The organism is Paenibacillus sp. FSL P2-0136, from assembly GCF_037975325.1.
GTDB lineage: Bacteria > Bacillota > Bacilli > Paenibacillales > Paenibacillaceae > Paenibacillus_AQ > Paenibacillus_AQ silagei.
Genome location: NZ_CP150244.1, coordinates 3555685 through 3569832 on the forward strand (window position 1 = coordinate 3555685; position 14148 = coordinate 3569832).

The window sequence follows — 14148 nt, forward strand, 5'->3', positions numbered from 1 at the left end:
TTCGCTTGACCATTAAAGGAGGCGCCGCTTATGAAGCATTGGCTGCAAGGCACTGGCAAACGGCTCGGATGGATTCTACCCTTGGTAGGTCTGATTGTTGTACTCTCAGCAGTGGCGGTTCCGGGCACAGCCCGGGCCGCAGGCACCATTACACTGGATGAACCGCCCGGGGGATATGTCTCCTCCGGCGGGCCGGTGGAGGTCAGCGGTACCTATACCGGACTGTACGATGTCAGGTTGTACGTGAACGGGACGGCCCAGTTCGAGGCGCTGCTGGATGACCCGGACGGGGATGACAGCGGCACCTGGTCTTATACGCTCGACACCTCACGGTATAACGGTCCGGTGGAGCTGGTGGCCCGCGGGCTGGATACCACCACCCGCTACGGGGTGTGGAGTCCGTCCGTCACCCTTGAGGTGAACAACCCGGCAGGCGTTGCGCCAGTGGTGACGATTACGGGTCCGGATGAGGGCATTGCCGTGACTGGACAGGTGGCAGTCACTGTTCAGGCAGAATCGGCTACGCCGGTCTCGGGCGTGCAGGTCCGGGTGAACCGGGGACCGTGGCAGCAGGCCGCTTATAACGGCACGGAATATGTATATGCCTGGAATACGGCGGGCATCGGTGACCGCACGATCAGCCTGGAGGCCCGGGCCACGAATGCGCCCGGACGCTACGGCTACAGCCCGACCGTCTATGCGCAGGTCGGTGCGGGCACACATGAAACGGCGGTTCCCCTGCCGGATCAGGACCGGGCCATGTGGATCTGGGAGCCGGAGAGCTATAAGCTGCTGCTGAATCCGGGCTCGCGGGAGGTGCTGGAGTCCTTCGTTACGGACACCGCAACCTTCGGATCAGAGCCGGTGACGACGCTGTATCTGGCTGTGGGCAACTACGCGGGCTACCGGGCGCTGGAGGAGCAGGAGGATGAGCTGCGCTCCTTCATGCGCTGGGCGCATGAGCGGAACTTAAGCGTCCATGCCCTTGTCGCGGGCGGAACCTCCCCGGCTTATATGGGTGCTTATGAGCGCTACCATAGTCATGCCGTACGGGAGATCGAGCAGATTATCAACTACAATCTTGCGGTGGATGCGGATGAGAAGTTCGATGGAATCAATGTGGACATCGAGCCGTATATCTCCCCGGACTTCAAAGATCCAAGCAAGTTCCTGCAAAAGGAGTACCTGGATGGTCTGCAAAAAATGATTGACCGCCGGGATACAGCCGGTATCCAGCTGCCCTTCGGCCCTGCTGTCCCTAAATGGTATGATTCCTCCGAGCAGGGGGCGAATATCCAGTGGAACGGCACGACGAAATGGCTGTCCGAGCATATCCAGGATATCTCCGATTATATCTCGATCATGGATTACCGGGATTCCGCAGACGGCACAGCGGGCATCATTGCCGGCGCAGCTGGAGAGCTGGCTTATGCCGAGGCGATCGGCAAGCCGAATTCCGTAGTCATCGGGGTAGAGACGCTGGATATTGCGAACAGCGGTGACCCGGAGACCATTACCTTCCAGGAGGAAGGCCGTAGCCACATGGAAGCAGAGCTGGACAAGGTCTACGCCGCTTCCGGGCAGAGCAGCGCTTTCGGCGGAATCGCTGTCCATCATTATGATTCCTACCGGGCATTACCTTCATATTGGGGACCGGGCGGCGTCTTCTGGACAGCGCCGGAAGACCATGAAGCACCATCTGCACCTGCGGGTACGCCAACCGCTGTTGCCAGTGACTATCAGAGTATAAGGCTGAATTACGGAATGGCTACTGACAACTTGGAGGTAGACCGCTACATTATCTACCGCAGCACAGTGCCCGGCTTCACGCCAACCTCTGCGGATATTGCCGGACTCGCCCGGGGCCTGAATTATCAGGACAAGGGACTGCTCCCGGATACCACTTATTATTACCGCATCGCCGCCCGTGATCTGGCGGGCAATATCGGGCCGGTCTCCAGCGAAGTGTCAGCTGTTACTGGAAGCACAGCGCTTAGGCCGATGATTGTGACCGACATGCAACTGTCGTATAACGGGACTGCGGCTTCCGCTACTATGAAAGTGCGCGACTATACCACAGGGGAGGTACTCGCAGGGGCTGCTATAGAAGGCCGTTTCACGTATTCAACGGGCCGTTACGCGGCGGCAGTAACAGGAGCGGACGGGCGGGCAGCCTTCACTTCAGAGGCTATTCTGTCGGGGCGTCAAGCCGGATTCGAGCCGAGAAGAGTTCAGGCAGCCGGTTATTACTATGCCAGCGCCCATGACCTGCCGCATACTACCGCATTACTGTCGCATGGCGGGCTTAGTGGATTAACGTTATCGGCAGGAGTGTGGGATAAGCCTTTTGCTGCAAGTGACAAAGCCTATACCGTTACAGTCAACAGCAACGTAACCGTGCTACAAGTCACACCGGTTACCGTCAAGGCCTCGGATGCGGTACTTGTAAACGGAATGCCCGTGGCATCGGGAACAGCCGCATCCGTTACGATCGGATCAGAGCCTGCCGAGGTATCGGTCCTGGTGTATCACGAGGATGGAACCGCAGATCTCTATCTGCTGCATATCGAGCGAAGTGCCCCGGCAGATCCGGTAATCCCGGTGACCATGGATGCCTATGTCCATGAGCACCAGCCCTCCGCTAATTTCGGGCAGGAGCCTGTGCTGGAGGTTGCCGATCTGCCGAATGCACAGGGCGGAGGGGACCGCATCTCCTTTATGAAGGCAGAGCTGAATCTCTCCGGGACGGTGATGCAGTCCGTAACGCTGAATGTCTATGTTACCGCTGCTCCAGCTTCTCCGGTTACGCTTGCTCTGAAGGGCTACACCGGAGCGCAGTGGACCGAGAGTGGAATTACCTGGAATAACCGCCCTGTCAGCGGCGGAACGAATCTCGGAACAGTCCGGGTCACCGGGTCCGGGTGGTACAGCGCGGATGTGACCGCTTATGTTGTCGCGGCAGCAGCGGCTGGACTTACGCCGACCTTTCAGTGGAGCGACCCTAATACTACGGGAATCGTTGTAACGCTGGCCAGTTCAGAGAATTCAGATAACAAGCCATATCTGTTAGTAAATGACGGGTTGTAAAATAGAAGGGGCGGTCACTTCCGCCCAATAAGGAGGAGAGGGTTCATCATGGAAGAGACGTTGACTCCGGCGGCGGAGCATCTAGTGGAGCGTATGCGCGTTCTGGTCTATAACCAGCGCAGCGAGATGGGTGCTGCAGCGGCAGGAGCAGTTGGGCAGCGAATCAGAGACTTGCAGGGGAAGTCCCAGGCTCCGGTCCGCATCGTATTTGCCGCAGCTCCGTCACAGAATGAGCTGTATGAGGGACTGGTGCGGGAGCAGGGGATTGACTGGTCCCGGGTGCATGCTTTTCATATGGATGAATATACCGGCCTGCCGGAAGACGCTCCCCAGCGCTTCGGGAATTACTTGCAGGCACGGTTGTTCAGCAGAGTCAATCCCGGACGGATCGAGCTGCTGGGCCGGACGGGCAATATTGAAGGGGAGTGCCGGAGATACGAGGAGCTGCTGAATGAAGCGCCTATTGATATCGTCTGCCTTGGCATCGGTGAGAACGGGCATATTGCGTTCAATGATCCGCCTGTAGCCGATTTCGCCGATCCGCTGCTTGTTAAAGCGGTCGAATTGGATGAAGCCTGCCGGACGCAGCAGGTGAATGACGGCTGCTTCGCCACGCTGGACGATGTCCCTACTCATGCGCTGACGCTGACCGTGCCCGCCTTGATGGCAGGCCGCCATCTGTTCGGGATTGTACCCGGGAAGGCCAAGCAGGCCGCATTGCAAGCGGCGCTTCATGGCCCGCTCAGTACCGTGTGCCCAGCGAGCATCCTACGGACTCATCCCGCCATTACGCTGTTCACGGACCGGGATGCCTTCGGCTCATGAACGGTGTGATTTCGGGAAGACATTACAGAACCGGCCTGCCGCTTGAAGTCCACGTTAACGGTGGCGTCATTGAAGCGGTTCATACGCTGGCCGAGAGTCCGCATATGGCCGATTGGCCCTGGCTTGCGCCGGGGCTGGTTGATTTGCAGGTGAACGGCGGCTGGGGGCTTGACTTCAATACGCTGCCGCTTGCACCGGAGACCGTGGCTGGACTCTCGCACCGCCTGCTGGCCCGGGGAGTTACCTCGTATTGTCCTACCCTGATTACGAACGGGCCGGACCAGCTCGTCCAGGCAGCATCCGTGATTGCTGAAGCCGTGCGGACACAGCCGGATATCGCCGGGCTGATTGCAGGCATTCATCTGGAGGGGCCCTTCCTGTCCCCGGAGGACGGTCCGCGCGGGGCGCATCCCCTGGAGCATATCTGCCCGCCCGATTGGGAGGCCTTCTGCCGCTGGCAGGAGGCGGCAGAGGGGCTGATCCGGATCATTACCGTGTCGCCCGAATGGCCGGGTGCTGCAGCCTTCATCTCCCGGTGCAGCGCCTCCGGCGTCCGGGTCTCCATCGGACATACGGCAGCCTCCCCCGAGCAGATCCGGGAAGCGGTAGCTGCAGGCGCGGTGATGTCCACTCATCTAGGCAATGGTATGCATCTCACGCTTCCGCGCCATCCTCACTATCTGTGGGAGCAGCTCGCAGCCGATGAGCTGTACGGCTGCATGATTGCCGACGGCTGCCATCTGCCGGATGCGCTGCTGAAGGTGATCCTGCGGGTGAAGCAGCAGAGGGCGATTCTGGTCAGCGATGCCGTCTCGCTGAGCGGCATGGCGCCGGGTGCCTACCGGCTGCATATCGGCGGCGACGTGGTGCTGACGCCGGAAGGAAGGCTGCATCTGGCTGGCCATCCGCGGCTGCTGGCCGGATCGGCCATGATGCTGGCGGACCAGGTGGCCTACCTGGCCCGGGCCGGGCTGGCACCGCTGGAGGAGGCGCTCGACTGCGCTTCGCTTCACCCGGCCCGGCTGCTGGGGCTCCCGCAGGCTGCCGGACTTACCGCCGGTGCCCCAGCAGATCTGATCGGCTTCCGCAGGAACGGCGGAGCCCTGGACATTCAGGCAGTGTGGAAGAATGGCCGGATTACAGCGGCCAAGAAGGACTAGGAGAGTAACAGAATAAAAGAACTGATCCCATTTCATTAACGCGATAGGGCAGGACGTTGCGTTCGTGCCGAACAATCAGAGATAAATGTAATGGAGTGGTCATAATGAGGCCATCCGGCCCAATGTAATCGAAAAACCGATCACATTGCGACCAGGGACGGCGCGTGAGCCAAATGTAGTCGAAAAACCGATCACATTGCGACCGGGGACGGCGCGTGAGCCCAATATAGTCGAAAACCGAACACATTGCGACTGGGGGCAGCGCGTAGGCCCAATGTAATCGAAAAACCGATCACATTCGGACCGGGGGCGGCGCGTGAGCCAAATGTAGTCGAAAAACCGAACACATTGCGACCGGGGACGGCGTGTAGGCCCAATGTAATCGAAAAACCGAACACATTGCGACCAGGGACGGTGCGTAAGCCAAATGTAGTCGAAAAACCGAACACATTGCGACTGGGAACGGTGCGGAGGCCCAATGTAGTCGAAAAACCGAACAAATTGCGACCGGGAACGGTGTGCGTAGGCCCAATGTAATCGAAAAACCGATCACATTGCGACCGGGAACGGCACGTGCGCCAAATGTAGTCGAAAAACCGAACACATTAATAGGCGGTTTCGTCCTTACTGATCCAATCCATAAATTTAAACCTGACGATGTACTAGGAGGAGAGAGCGATGCTTAGCTTAATACCCGAGCCAAAGCAGGTGAGGAGTACAGAGAAGAAGCCATGGAGAGCCGGCGGGGAATTCCGCCTGCGGCTGGCTATGGAAGTGGAAGATCCCCGGCTGGTGCTTCATTGCCGGCGGGCTTTTCCCGGCAGGGAAGTCACCGCCGCCGTCTCGGGAGCAGGCGAGGGATACTCGCTGCTGATTGAGGAGATTGTGAGAATCGAGGGAACGGAGGAGACTGAGAGCACTTCAGCGCAGGCAGTGCCTGGAGAAGCGGGACCGACTAACGGCCGGGCTTCGGTTGCTGATCCTGCTAAGGCCGACCTGTCCCCACTGAAGGGCCGGGCGGAAGGCTACATTCTGGAGGTTAGCGCAAGCGGTGCAGCAATCCGCGCCCTTGACGCCCCCGGACTCTATTACGGCTTGCAGACGCTGCTGCAATTGCAGAGCCTGCACGGGGACGGCAGTATTCCGGCGATGTCCATTACGGACTGGCCCGATACGGAGCTTCGGGTGATGAATTTCGATCTGCGCCAGACCTTCTCGAAGCCGGAGCGGCTGATCGAATATCTGGCTGAATTCTCCCGCTACAAGACGAACGCGGTGCTCATTGAATACGAGGACAAGTTCCCATTCCAGACGCACGGGGAATTCGCCCATCCGCAGCACGCGCTTAGCCGGGAAGAGCTGGAGGCGCTCCAGGCTGCGGCCCATGAGCATTATATCGAGATTATTCCGCTGCAGCAGAGCTTCGGCCATCTGGAGTATGTGCTGCGCCATGACGCCTGGAAGCATCTACGGGAGACAGAGGAATCTACTGGCGAGATCTGCCCGTCCCATCCGCAGACCTATGAACTGATTACAATCTTGCTGGCGGAGATGATGGATGCCCATCCTGAATCACGTTATATTCATCTGGGTTGTGACGAGGTGTACAGCCTGTGCGAATGTGAAGCGTGCCGGAAGGAATTCGGCGGCGTACGGGAACGGGCCTTCATCTCCTTCCTGAACCGCCTGATTGAATTCACGGCCAGCCGGGGACGCCAGCCGATCTTCTGGCATGACATGCTGGACAAATGCCCGCCCGAGGAGTTGGCGAAGCTTGATCCGCGAAGCGCAGCGATGATCTGGATCTATAACGGCCGCAATATACAAGCGGAGGTTACTTCCCTGACCCATAAGTTCAGAGCGCTCGGCATTGAGGTGATGGGTGCACCAGCGGTCCGCAGCTTCGACTGGGCGGAGCATCAGAACTACCCTGTCATTGACAACCGGACCGACAATCTGCTGCAGTGGGCAGAGACAGCTGAGAAGCTGGATATCCGCTGTATGGTCGCTACGAACTGGACCGGGCCGTTCAGCCTTGGCGTTCCTTATGGCGTGTTCGAGACGACCTGGTATCCGATGCTGCTTCATGCCGATCTCGCCTGGAACCGGCGGGCAGATGCTAGTACGTTCATCGACCGCTTCCTGGAGCTGTTCCATGGTATAACTCCAGAGACAGGTCATGCGCGGCTGGGAAATTACCAATTAGAGGATTACTACGATATCATCTGGAAGCTGCGGGAGGAGGTACAGCGGAATCACGGCTACGCTGAGCTGATCGCGATCATGCATGATTTCGAGGTGGCCACCGACCGCTCCAGGGCGATTCACAAGTATGCCTACCGCTGGGAGCTGTACCCGGGCGACAGCGCAGAATGGCGTTCTCTGCTGAACAATTACACACGTAACCATAACGGACGCGAAGCGGTCCGGCCCCGGATGCAGGAGGCGCTTCTGCAATACCAGCCCCGGGATATGGCTGAGCATTTCGTGAAATCGCGCTTCTATCTGCATGATTACCTGGAGCGGACGCTCTACCGGGAGATCGGGCTGGCCCAGGGAGAATGAGCACTCAATATACCGAGAGGAGGATGGAGCAATTATGCAGCTGAACGAAGCAAATCTAAAGCATGATCCGGCCGCCATGAGCCTGGAGGACAAAATAGCGCTTATGTGCGTAGTCGGCACCCCTTCTATAGCGGCAGAGTCGGAGTTCCGTGAACGGATGTCCGGAAACCGGTTCGGCGGGATTGGCCTGTTCCCTCATAATGTGAAGGATGAGCAGCAGACGCTGAAGCTGATGGCGGAGGTTCAGGCCATTGCCGGAGACTCCGGCATTCCGCAGCCTTACTATGTGTCGATCGATGAGGAGGGAGGCACGCTCTCCAAGTTCAAGACCTTCTATCCTTACATTCCCGGCAACCGTGCTGCCGGATTAAGCCTGGATGCTGAGACCGCCTATCTCCAGGGTAAAATCATCGGCAGCCAGCTCCACGCGCTGGGCATCCCGATGAACTGGGCGCCGGTGCTGGATGTGAATACGAACATTGACAATCCGGTTGTTGGGGTGCGTTCTTTCGGCGAAGACCCTGAAGTGGTGGCCGCCTTCGGCAAGGCTTATATTCAGGGGATGCACGAGACAGGTGTAGCGGTAACGGCCAAGCATTTCCCCGGCCATGGACAGGTCAGCGGCGATTCCCATGTCGTCCTCCCCGAGTGTGAACTGACGCTGGAGGAATTAATGAACGGGCCGCTGTTGCCATTTATCGCTGCCATCGAAGCCGGGGCCGATTCAATCATGATGGGACATCTCGTATTTCCTAACATTCCCGAGTCGGCAGGACTGCCTGCTTCACTGAGCCCCTTCTTTGCCGGAGACTTACTGCGCAGCAGGCTGGGCTTTGAGGGTATCATCTGCACCGATGACATCGAGATGGGCGCGATCAAGAAGAATTTCAACCCGGATGAGGTGGGCGTACTGGCCGTGCTGGCCGGCAACGACATGATTCTGATGTGTCATACACCGGAATTCCAGGAGCGGGTGATAGAAGGCATCCGCAAGGCTGTTCTGGACGGCGTCATCGAAGAGTCCAGAATTGACGAATCGGTCAACCGCATCCACCGCCTCTATGGGAAATTCCAGCAATACCAGGCGGCAGCCCGGCCTATTCCGCGCGAGAGCTGGAATGAGACGGCCCTGCAATATGCGCGCCGCACGGTCAAGATCAGCCGCGATCCGCAGCAATTGCTGCCACTGTCTCCATCGCGCCCATATATGCTGATCTTGCCGCGCCAGGAGCAGCTCACCATCGCCGACAACTCCGGCGGCCAGACAATCGGCTTGGCTGCGCTGCTGCAAGCCCGGGGCTTGTCCGTGCAGACAGAGTATTGCAGCATGAAGCCGGACGCCGCCGAAATTGCGAACCTGTGCGCCAAGGCCGCCGGCCGCACCGTCATTCAGGGGACACTGAATGCCCATCTGTTCCAGGGCCAGCTCGAACTTGCCGAGAAGCTTGCGGCGGCCGTTCCGCTCCTGAACCTGGTACTGCGTAACCCGTATGACGATGCTTACCTGCCGCAGAGTGCCGGCAGCATTCTGCTATGCTCCACCTCCGATTATTCGCTTCAGGCTCTAGCGGAAGTGTTGGTTAGACAGGCTTAATAACTCACTCAAGAGCAGACTCTCATGCGATACATGAGGTCTGCTCTCATTTGTGTTGATAGAAAACAAAGTACTATTGTTCATACATGTGAGATAAGAAGGTGTTCGTCACAGAGGAGGATCTGCAGCATCTCTGATCCAGCACGCAATCGTCCGGAATTGATCGGTATGGATCAATTTTATCGTTGTATCCATCATTGGTTTGCGGGACGGGCTGCTTTATAATTTCATTGTGCAAGCAATGTCATTCTATTAAGGGGCTGCAGCAATGAGAGAACTGAAGGGCAAACAGGTCATTCTTCAAGATCATGATTTGAGACGCAGAGAAGAGGCCAACCGCCGGTATCTGATGAAACTGACAAATGACAATCTCCTCTTTAACTATAAGGTGGAGGCAGGAAGATATGACGGCAGGGAGATTCCAGCGGATGCCCATGGGGGCTGGGAGACGCCGGTCTGCCAGATCCGTGGACATTTTCTGGGACACTGGCTGTCTGCGGCAGCGATCCGGTATCATGAGACCGGGGATATCGAAATCAAGGTAAAAGCCGATCTTATCCTGGACGAGCTGGCTGAATGCCAGAAGGACAACGGAGGGCAATGGGCTGCGCCGATTCCCGAGAAATATCTGCACTGGGTGGCCCAAGGCAAGGCGATCTGGGCGCCGCAATATAATATTCATAAGTTATTTATGGGTCTTGTCGATATGCACCATTTCACCGGGAGCCGTAAGGCGCTTGACATCGCGGACCGATTCGCCGACTGGTTCGTCGATTGGAGCAGTACCTTCACCAGAGAGAAGTTCGATGACATACTGGATATGGAGACAGGCGGTATGCTGGAAGCTTGGGCTGATCTGCTGGAGCTGACCGGGAACGATAAATACACTGTTTTGTTGGAACGGTATTACCGCAGCAGATTGTTCCGCCCGTTACTCGAAAATAAAGACCCGCTGACCAACATGCACGCCAACACGACCATTCCCGAGGTACTCGGCTGCGCCAGAGCTTACGAGGTTACCGGCGAGCAGCGCTGGATGGATATTGTCACGGCTTACTGGAAATGTGCGGTCACTGAGCGGGGGATGCTGGCTACCGGCGGCAATACGGCAGGTGAAGTATGGATGCCGAAAATGAAGATCAAGGCCCGCCTTGGAGATAAGAATCAGGAGCACTGTACAGTGTATAACATGATCCGTTTGGCAGAATTTCTTTTCCGGCACACCTCGAATCCGGCCTATGCGCAGTATATCGAATATAATATGTACAACGGAATTATGGCGCAGGCCTATTACCAGGAATACCATCTGACCGGCAACAAGCACAGTGATCCGGCAACTGGGCTGCTCACGTACTTCCTGCCGATGAAAGCCGGGCTGCGGAAGGACTGGAGCACGGAGACAGACAGCTTCTTCTGCTGCCACGGAACGATGGTCCAGGCCAATGCGGCGCTCAACAGAGGCATCTATTATCAGGAGCAGAACGATATCTATGTCTGCCAGTATTTCCGTTCGGAGCTGACCACCGAGATCCACGGAGAGAATGTGCGGATTCAGCAATCCCAGGATCATATGAGCGGAAGCATGCTGAACTCCTCGAACACAGCCGGGCAGCAGGAGCTGAATGAGATTACTGCACTTCATGAGAACATGCCGGATTACAGAAAATATGACTTCACCGTCCATGCCAGCTCTGTCAGCGAGTTTGCTGTCCATCTGCGGATTCCAGACTGGATCATGTCAGAAGCTGTGATCTATGTGAACGGCGAGCTGCACGGGAAGTCTGCGGATCACTCCGCCTTCTATACGATACTGCGAGAGTGGCAGGACGGCGACCGGATCAGCATCATTCTGCCTCTAGGCATCCGTTTCATCCCTCTGCCCGACGACGAGCAGACCGGCGCATTCCGCTATGGCCCTGAAGTACTGGCTGGCATCACCGAGAATGAACGGATCCTCTACACCCCGTTAGCGGATGCAGCCGGTGAGATCATCATGGAGAACGAACGGGAGTGGGGGAGCTGGCGTTACTTCTTCAAGACCACCCGCCAGGACCCGGGCATTCAGCTCAGAAGAATCCGCGATATCGGGTACGAGCCTTATCAGGTGTATTTCCCGGTAAAATCCCCCCACAAAGTGGGGTTTTAGCTTCGATGTCTATTCAGGTACTTTGCGGGGACCCCGGAACATATACATTCTTGTCTATTTAAATAAGCATAGGCGTTATTTAGCAGAACAACCACCTGTATCCTTGCAGGTGGTTATTTTATGCGTAAATTTATTTTTTGAACGATCGGTCGTTAAATTATTGACAATTCATTAGGTTAATCCTTATAATGACATTAATTCAATCGAAGGGAGCCTGAGGGTTATCAAGAAAAAAGAGATTACATCCAGTTACATCATCCAGGCAGCATTTGAGCTTTTTGCTGAGTATGGAATAGAGAAAACGAGTTTGGGTTTAATTTCAAAAAAAGTGGGGATCACCAAATCCTCTATTTATTATCATTTTGCTACAAAAGAAGAGCTGATCAGCCGGACCTTTGAGCATATTTTCCGGGATCATCATTTTACAGCGTATTTTGATACGAAATCCGTTAATAAGGACAATTTTGCAGAAATCCTAATCAGCGGCGGTCTAAACATGCTGCCAAGCGGCGAGGAAGAGTATCGCTCCACTTTAAGGGTGCTCAGTGAGTTTGCCATGCTGGCTGAACGGGATGAGCAATTTCGAGCTCCATTCTTGAGCATCCAACAAGATTTTGTAACCGGTTTTGTTCAACTTCTGTCGAAGGGCGCTGAATACGGGCTTATTGCTTCTTCAACCATCGGGGTTAACGCAGCCATTCTTGCTCTGCTTATAGATAATTTATCCAGATGCAAGATGATGAGGATGGATCTCGAATATGAGCTGATTTGGGAAGAGGCTGTCCGAAGAATGATACTTCGTGAAGATCACCAATAACATACAGGGGGCAGATACACTTGAAACATATTATTATTACAGGTACATCCAGAGGAATCGGTGAATCCCTGGCTAATCAATTCATCGACCCGTCCCACCATCTGATATGTATATCCAGAACGGCTAACCAAGGACTCATGGAGCGAGCGAAGCAACTGGATTGTCAAATGGATTATTTTAATTATGATTTAACGGATATCAGTGGTCTCGATCAGCTTTGTGAAGAAATATTCAGCCGAATTGATCTTCATTCCAGCGGGGAAGCCGTCTATCTAATCAATAATGCCGCCATGCTGACGCCTGTAAGCCCGATTGATAGGTTAGAAACGGGACAGATCATAGAGAACCTCCACTTGAATCTGTTAGCACCCATGGTGATTACCTCCAACTTTTTACGACTTACTAAGCATCTGAATGTGGACAAAAGAATCCTGAATATCTCCTCAGCTTCTGCAAAGTACATACTGCCTTCACAAAGCGCCTACAGTACTGCCAAAGCTGGTTTAGACTCTTTTACCAAGTGTATAGACATCGAACAGAAGCTGGCTAAGTATCCGGCAAAAGCTGCAGCAGTGTATCCCGGCATGATCGACACAAGCTTGCAATCGGATATACGGTCCGTTCCCGCTGAGCTGTTCCCCTATGTTAATGAATTCATTCAGCTCTCTGCCGAAGGGAAACTGCAATCACCGGAATACACAGCGTCTAGATTAATTGAAATTCTTGTACATGATGATTTCGGAAAGACTGTTATTATTGAAACCATCGATTAATGCCGAGAGAGAGGTGATGACCATCAGTCCCTCCAGAAAATTAAGCAGCTTCAGCCAGCTTGATGACTTCATAACATACGGCGGTTATATGGAAATACCGGAGAATCACGGACGGACACTTCAGGAGCTTATGCTTGACTGTCAAGTCAGCTACAGAAGTGAGCACGGGCTCAGCCTGGAATTTGAGTTCCGGCAATGCAGGTTAACGGTGGTTTACGCAAAAAAAGGCTATTTCGGATCGCAGCTTGACTTCAGCCGCAGAGGACGAAGAGTTACGGAGAGGGACATGCACCTATGGCAGAATTTCGGGGGTTACGTGGCCGGGCTGGGGCTGACGTCTGTCAGCTTCAAGCAGAACCGGAAGAGCGTCAGAGCGCAGTTGAGCAACGGATTGCGGGTTATTTTCCAATACTCGGCGGACCATGGCGATAATCTGCTGGATCAGATCACCAGCCGTTACGGCAACCAGAGAAAATTGAACCGCATTATCGCTGAACCAATGATCCTGGATATGCAGAGCATGGGTTATACGGTCAGCGAATACCTGAAGCACGGCGGTTTCTTCAAGCTGCCGGGGCAGCGGAACCTCCAGTTCCCGGAGCTGCTCACACTTTGCACCGCCAAAGAAAGTCACAACAGTATCACAGGCACAATATTAGGATTTCAATTTAAGCGTTGGCTGCTGGAGATTTTTTATGATGAGAAGCTGCAGTTCACAGGCGAGAATATGAAATTCATCGGGGAACACGGAGAGGATAGGAAAGAGGAGGGGCAGCAGCATAACGAATTCCTCACATGGGGAGATTTCCAGGCGTTTGCCCGGTATCACGGCATTCAGATCTTAGAGCAATGCCGCAGCCTGGATGTCATGATCGTCTTCCTGGATACAGGGGCCAATGTGCATTTTAATTATTCCGAAGACCTGGAGGATTATGTTGTCACTGTGTTAGAGGGCGACGGTATGCGCTTGCGCGACAGCTACAGGAGAATTTATAAGGATTAATACGTTGTATTCATACAAAACAAAAACCACCAGTGAAGATTTAGAACCTTCATCGGTGGTTTTTTTGCGTATAGAATGAACCTTTTGCCGTGAAAAATTTGACTTTGGAAATTCAATTGCCATTTTTTTGCGCATCTGCACGTTGAATAGAGTATTTCCATTCATCTACTTCACGGGG

The 14148-nt window shown here is 55.0% G+C and carries 9 protein-coding genes; all 9 read left to right on the forward strand.

The features are described 5' to 3' along the window. The first annotated feature begins 30 nt into the window (after positions 1-30). The 9 genes from NYE26_RS14830 (at position 31) to NYE26_RS14870 (ending at position 13970) form a co-directional block, all read left to right on the forward strand. Positions 31-3087 (forward strand): DNRLRE domain-containing protein, encoded by a 3057-nt coding sequence (locus tag NYE26_RS14830; RefSeq protein WP_339256892.1) that lies wholly within the window; start codon positions 31-33, stop codon positions 3085-3087. Between the two features lie 48 nt (positions 3088-3135). Further along, entirely contained in the window at positions 3136-3912 is a 777-nt protein-coding gene (locus tag NYE26_RS14835; RefSeq protein ID WP_339256894.1) for a glucosamine-6-phosphate deaminase, read from the forward strand. Beyond that, the gene (locus NYE26_RS14840) at positions 3909-5072 is read left to right on the forward strand and encodes an amidohydrolase family protein (protein WP_339256896.1); all 1164 of its coding nucleotides are present in this window, start codon (positions 3909-3911) and stop codon (positions 5070-5072) included. Before NYE26_RS14835 ends, NYE26_RS14840 begins: the two co-directional genes overlap by 4 nt. 678 nt (positions 5073-5750) lie before the next feature. After that, entirely contained in the window at positions 5751-7637 is a 1887-nt protein-coding gene (locus NYE26_RS14845) for a DUF4838 domain-containing protein (protein WP_339256898.1), read from the forward strand. Positions 7638-7671: 34 nt separating this feature from the next. After that, positions 7672-9231 carry a glycoside hydrolase family 3 N-terminal domain-containing protein gene (locus NYE26_RS14850; RefSeq protein ID WP_339256900.1) on the forward strand — a complete coding sequence of 520 codons (1560 nt, stop codon included), beginning with the start codon at positions 7672-7674 and terminating at the stop codon, positions 9229-9231. Positions 9232-9499: 268 nt separating this feature from the next. After that, complete coding sequence (locus NYE26_RS14855) at positions 9500-11377, forward strand: beta-L-arabinofuranosidase domain-containing protein (RefSeq protein WP_339256902.1); 1878 nt, start codon at positions 9500-9502, stop codon at positions 11375-11377. A gap of 256 nt (positions 11378-11633) precedes the next feature. Then, positions 11634-12194, forward strand: a complete 561-nt coding sequence (locus NYE26_RS14860; protein WP_339257491.1) for a helix-turn-helix domain-containing protein — start codon at positions 11634-11636, stop codon at positions 12192-12194. Between the two features lie 20 nt (positions 12195-12214). Further along, entirely contained in the window at positions 12215-12967 is a 753-nt protein-coding gene (locus NYE26_RS14865) for a (S)-benzoin forming benzil reductase (protein WP_339256904.1), read from the forward strand. Next, on the forward strand, positions 12951-13970 hold the full coding sequence (locus NYE26_RS14870) for a hypothetical protein (RefSeq protein ID WP_339256906.1): 1020 nt from the start codon (positions 12951-12953) through the stop codon (positions 13968-13970). Before NYE26_RS14865 ends, NYE26_RS14870 begins: the two co-directional genes overlap by 17 nt. Positions 13971-14148: the final 178 nt, after the last annotated feature.

Bases quoted from the DNA above. Each gene is read 5' to 3' on its own strand.
- NYE26_RS14850 (WP_339256900.1), top strand. From the start codon at position 7,672: ATGCAGCTGAACGAAGCAAATCTAAAGCATGATCCGGCCGCCATGAGC.
- NYE26_RS14830 (WP_339256892.1), top strand. From the start codon at position 31: ATGAAGCATTGGCTGCAAGGCACTGGCAAACGGCTCGGATGGATTCTA.
- NYE26_RS14855 (WP_339256902.1), top strand. From the start codon at position 9,500: ATGAGAGAACTGAAGGGCAAACAGGTCATTCTTCAAGATCATGATTTG.
- NYE26_RS14840 (WP_339256896.1), top strand. From the start codon at position 3,909: ATGAACGGTGTGATTTCGGGAAGACATTACAGAACCGGCCTGCCGCTT.
- NYE26_RS14845 (WP_339256898.1), top strand. From the start codon at position 5,751: ATGCTTAGCTTAATACCCGAGCCAAAGCAGGTGAGGAGTACAGAGAAG.
- NYE26_RS14835 (WP_339256894.1), top strand. From the start codon at position 3,136: ATGGAAGAGACGTTGACTCCGGCGGCGGAGCATCTAGTGGAGCGTATG.